The organism is Ligilactobacillus salivarius (assembly GCF_035231985.1).
In the GTDB taxonomy this organism is placed as follows: Bacteria; Bacillota; Bacilli; order Lactobacillales; family Lactobacillaceae; genus Ligilactobacillus; species Ligilactobacillus salivarius.
In genome coordinates this window covers 909,016-927,998 of the sequence record NZ_CP117983.1, presented here as the reverse complement: position 1 = coordinate 927,998, position 18,983 = coordinate 909,016, and the positions used below count along the sequence as shown (strand labels likewise).

The window sequence follows — 18,983 nt, the reverse complement described above, 5'->3', positions numbered from 1 at the left end:
AAATACAATTTCATTATACTTAAAAGATATCAACTTTACAAAATTATAGATAAGATACACAAATATTACATGTAAGTTCTTTAAAATTGTGATAGAATAACTTAGTATAGATATGAGGTGTTGAAAATGGGTAAACAACTTACAGTCCTATTTTGGGGCTTTATCTATGGTGAAGTTATTGGTTATATCATTTCTGCTTTAACTGGTGTTCAATTTGACTGGTTAGCAAGTGGTGTAATTTGCATGATTGGTGGTTTAATCGGTATTAACTGCTTGAACTACTTTATCAGCGATAAAAAAGCTTCAAAATAGTTTATATCAAACAAAAAGTGTGTGAACGTAAAATTCACACACTTTTTTATTATGCTTGAGTTATAAATTTTAATTGGTTATCTACTAAAGTTACCGTCACTTTAGAATGAGGTAGAATTTTCCCAGCGATTATTTCCTTAGCTAGCGGCGTTTCAACGTTATTAGTTATAAATCTTTGCAATGGTCTTGCACCATAAGCTGGGTTATATCCTTCTTTAGCAATCCACTTCTGAGCATCTTCATCAATACCTAACGTAATCTCTTGACTTTCTAACCTGTCTGACAATTGATGAATGAATTTTTCAACAATCTTTTGTACAGAATCCATTGTTAATGGTGTAAACATCAAAATATCATCAATACGGTTTAAAAATTCTGGTTTGAAATGTGCCTGTGTTAGTTGCATAACTTTCTTCTTTATTTCAGGAGAAATTGTACCATCTGTAGAATTATTTTCTAGCAAGAACTCTGAACCTAAATTAGATGTCATGATTAAAATTGTGTTCTTAAAGTTAACCGTTCTTCCTTGACCATCAGTTAAGCGTCCATCATCTAGAACCTGTAATAAAATGTTGAAAACATCTGGATGAGCTTTTTCAACTTCATCTAACAAAATAATAGTATAAGGATTGCGACGAACAGCTTCTGTAAGTTGTCCACCTTCTTCGTATCCTACATAACCAGGAGCAGCACCAACTAATCTTGAAACTGAATATTTTTCCATATATTCTGACATATCTATTCTTACCATATGGCTTTCAGAATCAAATAAATTCTCTGCTAAAGCCTTAGCTAGTTCTGTTTTACCAACACCTGTTGGTCCCAAGAACAAGAAAGATCCCAGTGGCTTGTTAGGATTTTGCAAACCAGCTCTAGATCTTAAGACTGCATCAGAGACTGCATCTACAGCTTCATCTTGGCCTATTACACGCTTATGCAAATTATCTGCTAAATGTAAAAGTTTTTCACGTTCTCCTTCAACCAATTTACTAATTGGAATACCAGTCATTCTACTAATTACTTCTGCAATTTCCTTATCAGTGACAGACTCTTCAACCATCCATTCTTTAGGACGTTCACTATTTTCCAATTGTTGTAGTTCTTTTTCTAGTTGTGGAATCGTTGCATGTTGTAACTTAGCAGCCTTTTCTAAATCGTAATTATTTTCAGCTTCTTCTAATTGATGACGAGCTTTATCTAATTCAGATTTCTTATCAGATACTTTTTGGATGTCTAGTTTTTCATCTTCCCAACGTTGACGAAGTTTATTAGCTTTTTCACGTAAATTGGATAATTCGGCTTGTAACTCCTCTAAGCGTTTCTTAGATGCAGCATCTGTTTCTTTCTTCAAAGCAGCTTCTTCAACTTCCTCACGCATTAACTCGCGAGTTACTTGATCTAATTCATTAGGAACGGAATTCATTTCTACACGTATTTCAGCACAAGCTTCATCGATTAAATCAAGGGCTTTATCTGGTAAAAATCTATCCGTAATATAGCGATTGGATAGAGTTGCAGCTGCTACTAAAGCATTATCATGAATACGAACTCCGTGATGAATTTCATAACGTTCTTTTAAGCCACGCAAAATGGAAATTGTATCTTCAACAGTTGGCTCCTTAACAAGTACTTTTTGGAAACGTCTTTCAAGAGCTTTATCTTTTTCAATATATTCTCGGTATTCATCCAAAGTAGTGGCACCAATTAAATGTAATTCGCCTCTAGCTAACATTGGCTTCAATAAGTTTCCAGCATCCATCGAACCTTCAGTCTTACCTGCTCCAACTATATTATGAATTTCATCAATGAAAAGTAGGATCTTTCCTTCGCTTTTCTTCACTTCTTTTAATACATTCTTTAATCGTTCTTCAAATTCTCCACGATATTTAGCTCCAGCAATTAAGGAACCCATATCCAAAGAAATTATAGTCTTATCTTTTAGGTTATCTGGAACATCATTTCGAACAATTCTCTGTGCTAGTCCTTCAACAATAGCCGTTTTACCAACACCAGGTTCACCTATCAAAACTGGATTATTCTTAGCTTTTCTTGATAAAATTCGAATAACATCGCGAATTTCTTCATCACGTCCAATAATAGGATCTTGATTACCATTTCTAACTTCTTTGTTTAAATTTACTCCGTACTTTTCAAGTGATTTATAGCCTTTTTCCTGATCTTGACTTGTCACTCTTTCTCCTCCTCGATAATCAGCTACAACCTTGCCTAACTGATTTTTTGTTAATCCAGTTTGCTTTAAATATTCTGTTAAGGGATTGTACTCTAACTCCATTAAAGCTAACATTAAGGTATCTACAGAAACATAAGTATCTTGATTGCCTTTAGCTATTTCTTGTGCTTTTTGCAATAATGAAAAAAGTTGCTGACTTATTGATTGTCCATATTGAACATTACCACCTTCAACAACACTAACTTTATCTAATTCGCCATCAATAAAGTTTTCGAAGGCCTGTATGTCTAAACCTGCTTTTTTATAAATCTCGGCAGCTATTTCTCCAGGTTGGACTAACACTTTAAATAATTCATTAATTCCAATTTCTTGATGCTTTCGGTTAATTGCCACCTTTTGCGCTTCTGCCAAACTTTTTTGAACTTCAGTTGTATAATTTTCGTTATCCATACTTATCAGTCCTTATAATATATTTCATCTCCTATATTATATCATCTTTTTTAAACTTTGACTAAGTTTGACCTTTTATTTAAAAATAAAGAGGATCACTTAATAGCAATCCTCTTTATCAAAATTATACGTATTGTAATAATTTACTTTCCTTATATGCGTGGTCAATAGTTCCACTACCTAGACATTCTTCACCATCATAAAATACAACTTCTTGTCCAGGAGTAATAGCACGTACAGGTTCGTCAAAAATAACTTCAACCTTTGTACGATCTTCATTAAATTTAACTGTAACGCCTGTGTCCTTTTGGCGATAACGGAACTTAGCTGTACAATGGAATTCATCACCGCGATCAGAAATATCGTCAACAAAACTTAACTTTGAAGCATCTAAACTATTAGCATATAAATGTTCATTGTGGTAGCCTTGTCCTACTAATAAAGTATTTGTCTTCAAATTTTTACCGATAACAAACCATGGTTCATTACTCTTGCCATCGCCACCAATACCTAAGCCTTTACGTTGACCAATAGTATAGTTCATCAAGCCAAAATGATTTCCCTTTACTTCACCGTCAAGAGTTACCATTTCACCTGGTTGAGCAGGTAAGAACTCACCTAAGAATTTACTAAAGTTACGTTCACCGATAAAGCAAATTCCAGTTGAATCTTTCTTTTTAGCAGTTGCTAAACCTGCTTCTTCAGCAATTCTTCTCACTTCTGATTTTTGTAAGTGTCCAATTGGGAACATTACTTTTTGTAATTGTTCTTGTGAAAGCTGACTCAAGAAATAAGTTTGATCCTTGTTATCATCTGCTCCACGTAGTAAATGCACTCTGCCATCTTCATCACGACGCAATTGTGCATAGTGTCCCATTGCAATATAATCTGCATCAATAGACATTGCGTAATCTAAGAAAGCTTTAAACTTAACTTCTTTATTACACATAATATCAGGATTTGGAGTACGTCCATTTTTATATTCATCAAGGAAATATGTGAATACTCTATCCCAATATTCCTTTTCAAAGTTAACTGAGTAATAAGGAATACCAATTTGACTAGCAACTTTAGCTACGTCTTGATAGTCTTCTGTTACTGTACAGACACCACTATCATTCTTATCATCCCAGTTTTTCATAAATACACCAACAACGTCATATCCTTGTTGTTTCAATAAGTAAGCAGAAACTGAAGAATCAACTCCACCACTCATTCCTACAACGACACGAATTTGACTCTTGTCTTTCACAAAAAATCACCATCATTTCAATATATTCTGAATTTCACGATTTGAAGGTCGTTTTTGTTCAGTAAGCTACATTATAGCTATTATTACCATTAATATCAAGCATAAATACATCCTAAACTTCTTCTAGGATTTTCCTTTCCTTTAAATCATTAATGATAAATTCTAATTGTTCAATATTACCTTGGTTGTCATTACCTTTAAAAATATTTACTTCGCGCATTCCATTAGCTGTTAAAGTAACCATCTTAAAGTTCTTCATGTCAGCTTGAATTGCGACTTTTAATTTATATCCTTGATTGAAAGGAGAATATGGATCTAATGAACGTTCTAATTGAAATTTACCACCCTTAGACTCTATAAAGCCTGCATCGCGTAGTGGAAATCTCTTAACATTAGTAGAAAGTTTGTATGTCTTTGTATCTCCTAATATTTTTGCTGTTGTGCCATATGCCATAATAAATCCCCTCTATTTCTTAATAATTTTTACTAACGTCTTAATCAAGTAATCAATGTCCTCACTAGTATTATTGATTCCAAAACTAAAACGTAAGGATTCAGCAACTCTTGGACTATCTTCACCATACATTGCTGCTAAAACATGAGAAGGTTCCAATGAGCCAGCTGTACATGCTGAACCAGCAGCTGCTGAAATCCCACTTAAATCAAGGTTAGTTAGTAAACTATCACTAGCAAAGCCTTTAAACCAGATACTAATAATTTGAGGTAATTGATTTTCTTCAAGATGCCCATTAATCTCAAAGTCAATTCCATTTTCCTTTAATCCATCCACCAATTGATGTTTAAAAGATAAGTATTTTTGGCGATGTTCTTCTTTTACTTCTGCTGGTAATAAACCAACAGCTTCTGCAAAACCTGCAATTGCTGGTACATTCTCAGTTCCTGCACGACGCTTTAATTCTTGATCGCCACCTTTGATTAAGGATGGAAAATTAATTCCATCTCTGCGATATAGAAATCCTAACATTTTAGGGCCATTCAATTTATGTGCAGACACTGATAATAAATCAACTTTTAAATCTTGAACATCTATATCAAGTGCACCATAAGTTTGAACTGAATCTGTATGGAACCAAGCATTAGTTGGGGCTACAATTTCACCTATTTCTTTAATAGGGAGATGACTTCCAACTTCATTATTTCCCATCATAATAGATACTAAAATTGTATCTGATCTAATAGCTTGTTTTAGATCATCTAAATTAATTTGACCATACTCATCAACTGGAAGATAAGTAACTTCAAAGCCTTCTTGTTCTAAATAAGCCATTGGTTTTAGAACTGCTTCATGTTCAATTGCTGTAGTAATCAAATGACGACCTTCATTTTTTCTAGCCATTGCTGTTTGGATAATAGCAGTGTTGTCACTTTCTGTACCGCCACTAGTAAATACAATTTCATTGTCATTTTTAGCGTTAATTGACTCAGCTATTACGTGACGACTATTATCTAAGATAGCACGTGCTTGACGACCATAATAATTTACGGCAGAAGCGTTGCCGAAAGTATTGGTCATAGTTTCAGTCATCTTCTCAACAACTTTTGTAGCCATTGGAGTTGTGCCTGCATTATCTAAGTAAATATACTTCAACTTTCTCACCTTACATTATTTTTTTAAAAAGTTTAAAATCATATTTGCTGATTTTTTACCAGCTTCTATGATAAATTCATCAAAGCTTTGTCCAGCATCTTCATCACCGACATCAGACATCGCGCGAATGATTAAGAATGGCACTGAGAATTGATAAGCAACTTGAGCGATTGCTGCTCCTTCCATTTCACAAGACAAAGCATCTGGATAAATTTCTTTAATTGCTGCAATTTTTTCGCTAGAAGATACAAATTGATCACCAGTAACAATTAATCCTTCTTTAGCCACTAAATTAGATTCTTTGGCTGCTTTAGATATTGCTTCTAATAAATCTTTATCTGCAGTATAAATTTGAGGTTGTTGTGGTAATTGTCCTGGTTTATAACCAAAAGCAGTTGCATCTGCATCATGGTAAGCAGCACCTGTAGAAAGAACCACATCACCAACATGTAATCCTTCGCCAATACCACCAGCAGAACCAGAATTGATGACAGCATCTACTTTATAATTAGCAATTAACAAACCAGTTGTCACACCAGCTTGAACTTTACCAATTCCGGAGCGAGTAAGTACTACTTCTTTTCCGTTGATCGTACCACTGTAAAAATCAATTCCACCAATTGTATCTTGTTTTTTATCTTCTAATTGTGCCACTAAAGATTTTATTTCTTCTTCCATTGCACAAATTATTCCATACTTCATTAAAAAAATTCATTCCTTTACTAAAAATTAATGAAAAACATTATCAAGTATACTATAATAATTGCCAAAATTAACCCCGCAATTATCATATTTAGTCTTGCTTTTAATCGGTTTTTCTTATAATTTTCTTCATTTGATTCGCGTAGTTTCCTAGAACCTGTTCGACTTAGACCTTCTAATTCAGAATCTTCCTGAACATCATCTACTTTATTACTACGCCTTAATTGTGGCTTTTCGTCCATTTTCCACCTCTATTGCATTAATTTCCAGTACATAACTGCAATTAATGTTTTACTGTCACAGATTAAGCCTTCCGCAATTGCTTGTTCTACTTCAGGTAGGGATAATTCTACTAATTCAAGAAATTCATCACTATCTTGTGGTAGTTCATCCTTAACTGGTTTTAGATTTACAGCATGATACATGTACATCTTTTCATCTGCAAAACCTGGCGATGTATAGAAAGTATTGATAAATTCTAATTTATCAGCTTCAAAGCGAGTTTCTTCATTTAATTCTCTAACTGCCGTTACATTTGGATCCTCACCAGGTTCTATTTTACCAGCAGGTACTTCCAGAGTTACCTGGCCTAAAGGTGCTCGCCATTGTTTGATGAATACCATTTTATTTTCGTCAGTAATTGCAATAATTGCAACAGCACCTTGATGACGGATAATTTCTCGTTTGGCTTCTTTACCATTTGGGAGTTCTACCGTTTCAATATCTAAATCAATTATTTTACCATCAAAAACATGTTCTACTTTTTTTACTTTTTCTTCAAATTCCATAATTTTTCCTTCTATCTGTGAAGTTGAGCAATAAATGCCTCATAAGCTGCTTGCTCACCAGTTTCATTCCATGTGAAATTATCAAAGTTACCATTGATTGCATCTGCTTGAGAAATATTAACCTTAGCCACTTCTGTCGCATTACCAATCAATGACATCCAATAGTCACCATTTTCGCGTTTATGAACCATTGTTCTTACCATACCACCAGGATTAATAACTGTAATCAACTTTTCAAAGTCAATTTGGTCAGAATGTAGTAGGACATACATCAAACTTGAAGCTGACATCGCTGTACCACACGCATTTGTAAAACCTACCCCACGTTCAAATGTACGAACAAAGATCTTGCCTGGTTCTAGAATTTCAACAAAACTTACATTTACACCATCAGGGAAAATTGGATTATTTCCGTTATTTAAATAACTAGCAATTCTTCCTAATTCTTCACCCATCAATGTTTCATGATCAACAAATGCAATCAAATGTGGATTAGGAACTGCTACTGCAGAAAATTTAATTGTTTCTGATAACTCTGGAATATAATCATCAATTAATTTTTCTTTGCCTACATGCATTAGTAAATCTTGTGCATCAAAACTAACTGGTGAAATTTCTGCATCAAATGCTGGAACCTTTTCTGCTAGTTTATCAGCTTTCTTCACTTCAAGATCAGCATGCATCGTTTGAATTTTAAATTCTGCTAAATTTTTCTTTTCGCTTAAGTAGCGAGCAACAGTTCTAATACCATTTCCACACATACTTGCTTCACTACCATCAGCATTTATAACACGCATTCTGCCATCTGTGCCTTCATGACCAGCTTGGACATATAAGACACCGTCAGCACCACCATGTAATCCTGTATCGCGATCACAAACCTTTTGTGCTAATTGGATAAGTTCTTCTTCTGTTAAAGGCTCTTCAAGATTATCTTCATCAAGAATGAAAAAATCATTACCAGAACCATGTACTTTAAGCATTTCCATTCTACTTTCCTCCATAAAATGTGCATTTTAAGTTTATCATACCAAACTTTACGTTAATTTGCGAAAGAAAAACCATCTATTATTAGTTTGAAACTAACTATAGACGGCTATCAGAATTATATATTATATAAAATTAATTTTCTTTCTTCATCTTTAAACCAATTCCAGTATATCCACTAATCACTGAAAGAATTGGTGATAGTAATGCAAATAAAGTAAATGGTAAGAATTCTAGTACTGGAACCCCTAAGGTTGAGGCTGCAAAAGATCCTGCAACACCCCAAGGAATAAGGTAGTTGATTACACTACCACCATCTTCCAAGACACGTCCAAGTGCTAATGGGGCTAAACCTACCCTATCAAATGCATCCTTAAATGCTCTACCTGGAAGAATAACAGATAGGTATTGTTCCCCAACAAAAAGATTTATTCCAATTCCTGCAAGGATAGTACTTAGAACCAATTTTCCTGGTCTATTTAATCTTTGAATTAGTGGTTCCATCGCAGTTTGAATGATTCCTAATTCCATTAGTAAACCACCAAGTGCTAATGTTGTTATAATCAAAGAAACAGTTCCCATCATGTTAGAGATTCCACCTCTAGTCAGCAATGCATTTACTGCTTCATTCTTAGTATGAGCTACATATCCTGTTTCCATTAAAGCAGCTAAGCCTTTTAGTGAGATATGAGGATCATTTACTAAAATAATTCCGGTTGAAACAGCAATATTTATAAATAAAGTTGGAATTGCCGGGATTTTAAACCATGCACATAAAAACATTAAGATTACAGGAATAGCAGCAACCCATGAAATTGAGAAGTTTTGACTAAGAATTTTCATAGTTGCATCTATTTTAGCAAAGTCAGGTTCTGTTTTCCCTTGACCAATAAATACAAAAACTACTAAAGAAATTAATAAAGCTGGAATCGTAGTCCACATTAAATTTTTGATATGAGCAAATAAATCTGTTCCAGAAATTGCTGAAGCTAAGTTAGTTGAGTCAGATAGTGGCGATGTCTTATCACCGAATATCGCACCAGATAAAATTGCTCCTGCAACTAATGCTGGGTTCATGTTCATTGTGATTCCCATTCCAAAAAGAGCAATTCCAATTGTAGAAATCGTTGTAAATCCACTCCCGATTGAAGCACCAACTAAAGCACATACAAGGAAAACAGAAGGTACAAAGAACTTAACGCTTATTAATTTAAAACCAACAACCATTAATGCTGGGATAATTCCTGCTTTAATCCACACAGCTATTAGGATCCCAATTAGTATAAAAATAAAGATTGGGATCAATGCAGTACTGATACCTTCTTTAATTCCTTGGTGAATTTTTTCCCAGTCAGCACCATGTAGTTTAGCAATTAAAATTAAAATTGCAATAACTGTTAATACAGGAGTTTCTGGAGATAGGCCTTGATTTACTCCACCTGCTAAAATAATTAGTAATAATAGTAAAATTCCTACTGACTCTTTTAAACTAAATTTTTTCATTTTACATTCCTCCATTAGTAACTAAATTAAATTATTAATCTAGCTTCCAATATCGGATAATGCCTCCGCAATTTTTGTTGCACATTTCGATCAATCCTTCCATAAAAAAATCCCAGTCATACAATAATGTATAACTGGGACGATCTAAATAACCGTGGTACCACCCACATTGAACTATTAAAGTTCCACTCCATGTAGGCAATAACGGTCCTACTAACCGAACTTATATGTATTTCGAACATTCAATCCTGACTAATTCGCATCACCCATTAGCTTTCTGACACCCAGATTAAGGTCTAATTAAATCATTAATAAGATAAAGTTAGTTTAACATAGATAAATTTCTTGTCAAATATTTTTTAAATAAAATCGTTCTTTTTCAAGTAGAGATATAATCCACCCATCAATAAAAAGTTAACGAAAACTACCAAAATCCAGTCAAATCCGTTATTTAAAATTGGTAATTTAACGTTCATTCCAAAGAAACCTGTAATAATGGTTGGAATAGTTAAAATCAAGGACCATACTGTTAAGAACTTCATTGTATCGTTCAAGTTATTATTCAAGATATTATTTGATGTCTTAGAAATTTTTTCTGTCACTTCATTAGAAATTTCAACCGTTCTTGAGGCCTGCTCAGCTTCAATCAAAACATCATCTAATCTTTCTTGAGCTGACTTAGTAATTTGCCAAGACATCGGTGTGTTCTTCAAATCTTCTAGCATCATCAAATTAGTTCTAGCACTACTTGAAACAAAGACTAAACTTCTTTCCATTTGTGCTAATTCCAATAAATCTTTGTTTTTAATTTTAGTATTCAATCTTCTATCTAACTCATTTAATTGATGATTCAACTGTGTTAATGCTCGTTGGAAATATTGAGTTACATGAAGTAAGAATAGCATGATAAATTCCGTAGCATCTTGCGCTTCATGAGCGCGTTCTTCTTTAAACTCTTCAAATATATCCTCAGTAGCATTAGTGTGGAAAGTATATACTGTAGTTCCTTGTAATAGAAAAATTAGAGGACGAGTCGTAAAATGATCAGATTTTTCTTCTGGCCAAACAGGAACATCGTATACTATTAATTCACTATGAGTTAAACTATCATGATCATAGTGAGGACGTTCATTTCTATCGGCAACATATGAGATAATAGTCGGCGTAAAATGAAACCTTTTTTTCAATTTTACAATATCGTTATCATCAATATTTTTAATATCGTACCAACTATAATTTAATGGTGACTTCCCATTTATTTCTTGACGCGTTATCATTCTCTCACCTCATCTTTTTATATATCTAAATACCATACTTGATAATATTACCTTACTATTATGTTTACTACAAGTAATTATTGAAAAAAGAGCATGAATCTGAACATCGTCAAATTCATACTCTTAATTAATTATTCATCTTCTTCAGGGACATCTGTCTTCAAGTATAGTTCATCCAATTGTTTTGGAGCTACAGTACTTGGAGCATGTGTCAATGGTTCAGAAGCTTTGGAATTCTTAGGGAATGCGATAACTTCACGAATATTATCTTTACCTGCAAGTAACATCGCAAATCTATCTAAACCTAAAGCTAAACCACCATGTGGAGGGAAACCAAAGTCTAATGCATCCATGAACCAACCAAATTGTTCTTCTGCTTTTTCTTTTGTGAATCCTAAAGCCTTAAACATCGCTTCTTGAATATCACGTCTGTGGATACGGATTGATCCACCACCCAATTCATAACCATTAAGTACAATATCATAACTTTGAGCATGACATTTGTGAGGATCAGTTTCTAATAAATCTAAATCTTCTTCATTAGGCATTGTAAATGGATGGTGTGCAGCGATATATCTATTAAACTCTTCACTATATTCAAATAATGGCCAGTCTACAACCCAGATAAATGCAAATTCATCTTTATTAATCATATCCATTTCTTTAGCAATTGCTACACGCAAGTAACCTAAAGAATCTGCTACTACTTTACGGTTAGATGCTACGAATAAAATCAAGTCTCCACTCTTAGCTTCTGCTGCTGCTTTAATGTCTTCAGCTCTTTCAGTAAAGAATTTAGCAATTGGTCCAGTTAACCCATCATCAGTAACTTTTACCCAAGCTAATCCTTTAGCTCCAAAACGCTTAATGTATTCTTGCTTTTCTTCAATTTGTTTACGTGAATACTTGTCAGCACCACCTGGAACAGTGATAGCTTTTACTTGACCACCATTTTCAAGTGTCATATCAAAGACTTTGAAACCAGCATTTTGAACTGCACCAGACATATCTTTTAATTCCATACCAAATCTAATATCTGGCTTGTCAGAACCAAATCTGTCCATTGCTTCATTCCAAGTAATTCTTTGAATTGGTGTCTTGATATCAACATCTAAAGTTTCCTTCATAACACGCTTCAATAATCCTTCTGTCATTTCTTGAATTTCTTCAGCAGACATAAAGGAAGTTTCAATATCAATTTGTGTAAATTCAGGTTGACGGTCACCACGTAAATCTTCATCGCGGAAGCAACGTGCAATTTGGTAATAACGATCATAACCTGCACCCATTAATAATTGCTTGAACAATTGTGGTGATTGTGGTAAAGCATAGAAATGACCTGGATATACACGTGAAGGTACAAGGTAATCACGTGCACCTTCTGGAGTTGAACGTGTCAAATATGGTGTTTCAATATCTAAAAAGTGATTTTCATCCAAGTAGCTATGAACAGTTTGAGTAATACGATTACGTATCATCAAAGCTTTTTGCATTTCTGGACGACGTAAATCAAGATAACGATATTGTAAACGTAAATCATCTGATGCATTAATATCATCTGCAATATCAAACGGAGTTGTCTTGGCCTTGTTTAAAATTTCAATATCTGAAACTTCAACTTCAACTTTACCTGTTCTCATGTTAGGGTTAATAGCTTTTTCTCCTCTAGCCACTACTTTACCCTTAACTTCAATGACATATTCACTACGTAATTGTTCAGCAACCTTTAAAGCTTCAGGATTGAATTCTTGGCTAAATACCAATTGAACAATCCCTTCAATATCACGTAAGTCAATAAAAATTAAGTTACCTAAATTTCTACGCTTTTGTACCCAACCTTTTAGGCAAACTTCTTGATCAAGATATTTTTCATCAACTAATCCTGCATAAGTTGTTCTTCTCATTCTTATTCCCCTTCTACTGCTAATTTTTCTAGACTTGCAAAATCATTTTCTACATCCGCAAGTTTTACAGAAATTTCATTACCATTTTCCATAAATTTGAGATTTGCTTCTTGTTCTTGAAGCTCAGTTTCACCGATAGTTAAAGTGAATCTTGCATTTAAACGGTTTGCAGACTTAAATTGTCCTTTAGGTTTTCGATTAAGGTAATCTCTGTCTGCTGTAAATCCTTGATGGCGAAGATTTTGAACTAATTTCAAAGTTACTGCATTAGTTACATCGCCAATTCCTACTACATAAACATCTAGTGGATTTTCAATTGGTAAAGCATCTTCTTCTGCATCTAAGATTAATAGTAATCTTTCAACACCTAATCCAAAACCGACACCTGGTGTTTGTGGGCCACCTAATTGTTCTACTAAGCCACTGTAATGACCACCAGCACAAACTGTAGTCCATTTACCATTGAATGCTTTGGAGTCACTCATAATTTCAAAAATAGTATGGTTGTAGTAGTCTAAACCACGTACCATGTTACTATCGATTACGTATTCAATACCTAAATCATTCAATAGACTCTTTACAGTTTCAAAATGTTTTTGTGCATCTTCTGTTAAGTAATCTAAAATAGAAGGTGCATTAGCAACAATTTCTTTATCCTTTTCATCTTTACTATCTAGTACACGTAAAGGATTCTTATGTAATCTTTCCTTGGAATCGTCTGATAATTCAGCTTCAAATGGTTCTAGATAGTCAATTAAAGCTTGACGATAGTTGTTACGAGTTTCAAGATCTCCTAATGTGTTTACAGCTACACGTAAACTATTTAAGCCAAAACTCTTTAGTAAATCTACTGCCATTGCCATAACTTCAACATCTAATGTTGGATTATCAACACCAAATGCTTCTACACCGATTTGATGGAATTCACGTAAACGACCAGATTGTGGACGTTCATAACGGAACATAGGTCCCATATAATAAGTTTTGAATGGTTTTTGAACTTCTGGACCATATAATTTATTTTCTACAAAACTTCTTACAACCCCAGCTGTTCCTTCTGGACGTAGAGTTATATGACGATCACCTTTATCGTAGAAATCATACATTTCTTTAGTAACGATATCTGAAGTTTCACCAGATGTGCGTGAAAAAACTTCGAAGCTTTCGAAAATTGGTGTTCTCATTTCTTCATAGCGATATTTTTTAAACAATTCTCGAGCTTTTTCTTCTACATATTGCCATTTTGCAGATTCGCTTGGCAAAATATCAGCTGTTCCTTTAGGACGTTGATACTTCATTAAAATTTCCTCCCTTATTAAACCGAAAAGCACCCCTGTTATCTACCCGGTTTGATAGACAACAAGGGTGCTAGTTGCACGGTACCACCTTGATTTTATGCTCTCTAGCGTTAACGCGGCTAACGATATACATTACATATATACCTAAAAAGTGTCTTTCTCTAAAAATCATAGCTGGAATTTTCACCAATCATCCATTCTCTGTCAACGATTGTTTAGATACTCTTCTTTCATTCGGCTTTAAATCTAAATTAGAGAATACTGACAAAAATTAATTTTGTCAATATCTATAGTCATAATTATTAATTAATACCGGTATATTATAACATAGAAACAATGACTTTTATATCCTAAAATCATAATCGTTAGTACAAAACTTTACCTAATATAACAATTCATCTTGTAATTCTAACATTTCACTATCATTAGGTTGACTTACTAGATATTCATCAACGAACATCTTAGCTTTTTGTCTATTGCCAGCATTACGATAAAAAATTGCAGCATCTTTTAAGAATTCTAACGATGAAATTTGTTCAGAAGCCGCATCATAATACTTAATGGCATCATCATAGTTATCTAAATTAGCATATGAACGACCTAAGTTCCAATATAGTTGAGGGTCGATTTCATCTTGATCTAGATAATCTGTTAGTAATTCAATATTTTGTTCGAATTTTCCATACTCAATAAGTAAATTACTCAACATAATTACAATTGTTAAATTATCAGGTTCCTGATCTAAGGCTATTAGTAAATAACGCTCAGCTTCATCACGTTGACCTAATTTAGCAGCTAACTCACTAGCCTTTTGATACAACTTTATATTGTATTCATCTACTGCAATTCCCTCTTGTAAGGTTGTTAATGCCTTTTGAAGTTGACCTTCTTTTTCATAAGCTACCGCTAAATATGAGTAAGTTGTAGCATAATCTGGAGAAGTATCTCTTAACTTTTCAAAACTACTGATTGCATCTTCAATATGTCCCAATTCATATTGAGTAATTCCTAATTGGAACTGTGTATCATCGTCTCTTTCTTCGCTATGAATTTGTTCTAAGTATGCCAAGGCTTTTTCAAATTGCCCTGATAAAGCATACGACATTCCCAATCTCTGTACCAAATTTACTTGTGAAATTGAGAAATTACCTTGCTTGATAAGATCTAAGTAAATAGGAATTGCTTGTTTGTATTGTTTGATATTGTAATACAATTCTGCTAAGGCAAAACGTATAATTTCTTCATCTGGAGCTAGATCTAATGCTTGTAATAATTTTTGTTCACTTACTTCAAACATTCCTTGTGTTTGATATAAATCTGCTGAAACTAATAAAGCTTGAAGATATGCTTCAGAATCAGGTGTAATACTACTTAAATATTCTAAAGCTTCATCATCTTCACCTTCACTAATGGCGATGTCTGCTAAAGCTGTTTTTAAACTATCTTCGTCAGGATAACGTTCCAATAGGGTTTGATAGGCACGTTTGGCCATATTAGAAAATCCCAAAGAATATAATTCTTCTGCCAAACTATATATCATATCATCTGAATCTTTTCTTAAAGACCAGCCAAAATGTTTACGTGCTTCTTCATAATTTCCTTTTTCAATTTCATCTAATACCTTTTCAGCATAAGTCATTAATACACGTACCCCTTTCAAAATTGTCGAATAAAATTATAGCATAAATCCTACAAAAAAAGTGTAGATTTACTCTACACTTTAAAATTCATCTTCACGATAATTGATTTTTTCCATATTTCGACGGCCACGTTGCAAAATATAAATTGCAACAATTACCAAGATAATACCTACTATTTCTACCCAGTTCATTTCTAATCCTAAGAAAATCACACTTAAGATTGAAGTTGTTACTGGCTGTAAGGCATCCATAATACTAATAACATCAGAAGGAGCAAATCTAGAACTATATAAAAGTAATCCAAATGGAATGATTGTTCCTACTAAAATAACAGTGGAAATAGATAAGACCACAGTTGATGTAATGTGTGGTGTGTTTATCCAAACTGGATGGTATAAATTGAATAACACTCCAGCGATGAATGTACCCCAGCCCAATACTACCAATGGTGGATTATCTTGAGCAATTGGTCTAGGTAAAACAACATAGAAAGCAGCAGTAATACCTGAACCTAGTCCCCATAAAAATGAATTCATTGGGATAGACATTTGGGTTAAATCACCCTTTGTAATTGCCAGTAAAACACCCAACAGTGAAATGATAAATGCTATCAAGTCTGTTGATAAAGGTCTTTGATGTTTAATAAAAATACCACCTAGAACTATAAAAAGTGGACTTAAGTATTGTAAGATTGTTGCTGCAGAAGCATTACCACTTTGGATTGCTAAGTAGAATGTCAATAAGTTTGCCATTAACCCTAAAGTTGCATAAGCAAACAAGTGACCAAAACTTTTCCATGTTGAAAATACATTAAATGTTTTCTTACCATATAAAATAAAACTAATTATTAGAAGAATGGTTCCTGAACCTAATGTACGTGTCGAAAGGAACCAATCTGTCGGAATATGTTGATTCTGTGAGATAAATTGGATTGTGGTCCCTGAAATACCCCATGTTGCTGAAGCGACAGCTGACCAGAAGATACCCTTCATAACTTTAGATGAAGACTTCATAAAATAATCACCTCATAAATTGTTATAACTAATTAATTATATAGTAAGAAACTTATATTTTTCAATTATATTTCTCTAATTATATTAACTTTTTTATCATTTATTCAAGGTATTTACTAGCTTCTCTAATGCTTAAAGTACTTAATCCAGGGTTATATTTAGCAATAAAATTCTTAACCCAATCCGTATTTTTCTTAGAATAATCTCTTAACGCCCAACCTATTGCTTTATTAATAAAAAACTCATTATTATTTAAGTTATTAATTAATATCTTCTCTAGAAGTACAGTATCGGTTTTATCTTTTCTACCTCGTTGATGATTAATTGCAATTCTTCTAAACCAAATATCATCGCTCACAGACCATTTAAGCATTAAGTCATTAACCCTTGAATCATTAATATTGCCGATAACAGTATCTAAACTATCTATCGTGTCCCACCACTGTTTAGTTTCAATAAAAGGTCTAATTTTATCGATATCATCAAAAACTAAAAACTTTTGCAACGCTTTAAGGTAATCACACACAAAATATTGGAATTCTCGATAATCATTATTCCAGCATTCATTTAACAATTGCCAATCTATACTTTCAGCTTTCTTTGCTTCTCTTATAATATCCTTATATATACTCCTACGCTCAGGTGTTTTTATCCCATAAAAATCAAATTGGTTGCGCATGTATTTTACCATATGTAAAGCATTATCTAGATTTCTATGTTTTTCAAATTCATTTTCAACCCATTGAACACTTGCCATGATTTTTCTCCTTAAAAAAATCTACCAGACCGAAATCTGATAGATTCATACTCAATTATTTTGCTAACAACTTAACGATTTCTAAAATTACATCTGTAGCTTTTTCCATTACTTGTGTAGATACATATTCATAACGTCCATGCATATTTTCGCCACCAGCAAAAAGATTTGGTGTTGGCAATCCCATGAATGAAATCTTGGAACCATCTGTACCACCACGAACTGGATAAATTTCAGGAGTTATTCCTAAATCTTCCATAGCTTCCTTAGCAATGTCAACTGCTGTCATGTCTTTTTCTAATACTTCACGCATATTGTAGTATTGGTCTTGTAAATCAATAACTACACGTTCTTCACCTAGTTCAGTATTCATTCTTTCGGCGATGTCTAACATCAATTGCTTACGTTCTTCAAAATGCTTTCTATCATGATCACGAATGATGTAAGTTGTATGTGCTTCTTCAACAAATCCATCAAATTTAAATAAATGGAAGAATCCTTCTCTGCCTTCAGTCTTTTCTGGAACTTCATCTGCTGGAAGTGAGTTTTGATAATTAATTGCTAATTGAATAGCATTTACCATTACATTCTTAGCAGTACCTGTGTGAACATCTTTTCCTTTAAATGTCAACTTAGCTTGAGCAGCATTGAAAGTTTCATATTCTAATTCACCCAAAGGACCACCGTCTACTGTGTAGGCAATATCAGCACCGAAGTCTTCAACATTGAAATTATCAGCACCTGTACCAATTTCTTCATCAGGACCAAAACCAACTTTAATTTCGCCGTGTTTAATTTCTGGATGTGCTTGCAAATATTCCATTGCAGACATAATTTCGGCTACACCAGATTTATCATCAGCACCCAATAAAGTTGAACCATCTGTTGTTATCAAATCATGACCTTTATAATTCTTTAGGTTAGGAAATTCTGCTGTTGTTAACACAAAATTACCTGCTTCATCTAACTTAATATCAGATTCTCCATCGTAGTTTTCTACTATTTGAGGTTGAACATTATGTGCATTAAAGTCTGCAGTATCAACGTGAGAAATAAAACCTACTACTTTAGTATTAGCATCATCTTCTAAATTACTTGGTAAAGTAGCAAATACATATCCACTTTCATCAGAAATATGAACATTTTGTAGTCCTAATCCTTTAAGCTCATTAGCAAGTTCCTTAATAAATTCAACTTGTGTTTGAGTTGAAGGGATTGTTGTTGAATCTTCATTTGAACGAGTTTCTGTTTTTACATATTTCAAAAATCTAGTAACTAAATTTTCATATTTTGCCATTTT

At 33.4% G+C, this 18,983-nt stretch carries 17 protein-coding genes; 1 reads left to right on the top strand and 16 read right to left on the bottom strand.

Annotated features, from left to right (window positions below):
* Positions 1–126: 126 nt before the first annotated feature.
* On the top strand, positions 127–312 hold the full coding sequence (locus tag PTA89_RS04670; RefSeq protein ID WP_003700204.1) for a YjzD family protein: 186 nt from the start codon (positions 127–129) through the stop codon (positions 310–312).
* A gap of 49 nt (positions 313–361) precedes the next feature.
* Here the strand turns inward: PTA89_RS04670 and clpB are convergent, their stop codons facing one another.
* The 16 genes from clpB to pepT all read right to left on the bottom strand — a co-directional run bounded on the left by clpB (position 362) and on the right by pepT (position 18,980).
* A complete protein-coding gene (gene clpB / locus PTA89_RS04665; protein ID WP_003707792.1) occupies positions 362–2,953 on the bottom strand; it encodes an ATP-dependent chaperone ClpB in 2,592 nt (863 codons plus the stop codon).
* A 124-nt stretch (positions 2,954–3,077) separates the two neighbouring features.
* Entirely contained in the window at positions 3,078–4,205 is a 1,128-nt protein-coding gene (mnmA, locus tag PTA89_RS04660) for a tRNA 2-thiouridine(34) synthase MnmA (protein WP_003707794.1), read from the bottom strand.
* 112 nt (positions 4,206–4,317) lie between these two features.
* Positions 4,318–4,659 carry a DUF1831 domain-containing protein gene (locus PTA89_RS04655; protein WP_003700201.1) on the bottom strand — a complete coding sequence of 114 codons (342 nt, stop codon included), beginning with the start codon at positions 4,657–4,659 and terminating at the stop codon, positions 4,318–4,320.
* Between the two features lie 12 nt (positions 4,660–4,671).
* Positions 4,672–5,814: a cysteine desulfurase family protein gene (locus tag PTA89_RS04650; protein WP_324177002.1), complete on the bottom strand. Its 1,143-nt coding sequence runs from the start codon at positions 5,812–5,814 to the stop codon at positions 4,672–4,674.
* Positions 5,815–5,829: 15 nt separating this feature from the next.
* Entirely contained in the window at positions 5,830–6,516 is a 687-nt protein-coding gene (locus PTA89_RS04645) for a 5'-methylthioadenosine/adenosylhomocysteine nucleosidase (RefSeq protein ID WP_011476002.1), read from the bottom strand.
* Between the two features lie 20 nt (positions 6,517–6,536).
* On the bottom strand, positions 6,537–6,758 hold the full coding sequence (locus PTA89_RS04640; protein ID WP_081561453.1) for a hypothetical protein: 222 nt from the start codon (positions 6,756–6,758) through the stop codon (positions 6,537–6,539).
* A gap of 9 nt (positions 6,759–6,767) precedes the next feature.
* Positions 6,768–7,304: an NUDIX hydrolase gene (locus tag PTA89_RS04635; RefSeq protein ID WP_003704380.1), complete on the bottom strand. Its 537-nt coding sequence runs from the start codon at positions 7,302–7,304 to the stop codon at positions 6,768–6,770.
* A gap of 11 nt (positions 7,305–7,315) precedes the next feature.
* Complete coding sequence (gene dapF / locus PTA89_RS04630; RefSeq protein ID WP_003706268.1) at positions 7,316–8,293, bottom strand: diaminopimelate epimerase; 978 nt, start codon at positions 8,291–8,293, stop codon at positions 7,316–7,318.
* Positions 8,294–8,426: 133 nt separating this feature from the next.
* Positions 8,427–9,794, bottom strand: a complete 1,368-nt coding sequence (locus PTA89_RS04625; RefSeq protein ID WP_034982512.1) for a Na+/H+ antiporter NhaC family protein — start codon at positions 9,792–9,794, stop codon at positions 8,427–8,429.
* A 359-nt stretch (positions 9,795–10,153) separates the two neighbouring features.
* Positions 10,154–11,071, bottom strand: coding sequence for a magnesium transporter CorA family protein (locus tag PTA89_RS04620; protein ID WP_014568398.1), 918 nt, complete (start codon positions 11,069–11,071; stop codon positions 10,154–10,156).
* 131 nt (positions 11,072–11,202) lie between these two features.
* Positions 11,203–12,975, bottom strand: a complete 1,773-nt coding sequence (aspS, locus tag PTA89_RS04615; protein WP_003707804.1) for an aspartate--tRNA ligase — start codon at positions 12,973–12,975, stop codon at positions 11,203–11,205.
* A gap of 2 nt (positions 12,976–12,977) precedes the next feature.
* The gene (gene hisS, locus PTA89_RS04610) at positions 12,978–14,273 is read right to left on the bottom strand and encodes a histidine--tRNA ligase (RefSeq protein WP_003707806.1); all 1,296 of its coding nucleotides are present in this window, start codon (positions 14,271–14,273) and stop codon (positions 12,978–12,980) included.
* A 382-nt stretch (positions 14,274–14,655) separates the two neighbouring features.
* Entirely contained in the window at positions 14,656–15,912 is a 1,257-nt protein-coding gene (locus PTA89_RS04605) for a tetratricopeptide repeat protein (RefSeq protein WP_003707807.1), read from the bottom strand.
* A gap of 81 nt (positions 15,913–15,993) precedes the next feature.
* Complete coding sequence (locus tag PTA89_RS04600; RefSeq protein ID WP_003704348.1) at positions 15,994–16,926, bottom strand: DMT family transporter; 933 nt, start codon at positions 16,924–16,926, stop codon at positions 15,994–15,996.
* 100 nt (positions 16,927–17,026) lie between these two features.
* The gene (locus PTA89_RS04595; protein WP_081530426.1) at positions 17,027–17,683 is read right to left on the bottom strand and encodes a DNA alkylation repair protein; all 657 of its coding nucleotides are present in this window, start codon (positions 17,681–17,683) and stop codon (positions 17,027–17,029) included.
* Positions 17,684–17,738: 55 nt separating this feature from the next.
* Positions 17,739–18,980, bottom strand: coding sequence for a peptidase T (gene pepT / locus PTA89_RS04590; protein WP_324177001.1), 1,242 nt, complete (start codon positions 18,978–18,980; stop codon positions 17,739–17,741).
* Between the last annotated feature and the right edge of the window lie 3 nt (positions 18,981–18,983).